The sequence below is a fragment of the Treponema sp. SP13 genome (assembly GCF_050938355.1).
Taxonomy (GTDB): Bacteria; Spirochaetota; Spirochaetia; order Treponematales; family Treponemataceae; genus Treponema_D; species Treponema_D socranskii.
Map to the genome: position 1 here is coordinate 1 of NZ_JADOVM010000026.1, position 237 is coordinate 237.

Below are 237 nucleotides of genomic sequence, written 5' to 3' on the forward strand. Positions count from 1 at the left end.
CATGCGTCGGAGGATGCTGTCCGCACGAGAGTGTTTTGAGACAGCGTCCGCTTTCTTTCTTTCCCTGTGCCGTAAACGGCAAGGGGATATAGCTCAGCTGGCTAGAGCACCGGCTTTGCAAGCCGGGTGTCAGGGGTTCAAATCCCCTTATCTCCATAAATCTTTTATTAATAATTTAATAAAGATATGCTCTTTGAAAATGTAGGGAAGGGAAGAAGGTTTGAGCGCATGAGCGGA

1 tRNA gene is annotated in these 237 nt (G+C 47.7%); it reads left to right on the plus strand.

Features of this window, described 5'->3' with window-relative positions:
* Positions 1-82: 82 nt before the first annotated feature.
* A tRNA-Ala gene (locus IZU26_RS13040) sits at positions 83-156 on the plus strand.
* The last annotated feature ends 81 nt before the right edge of the window (positions 157-237 follow it).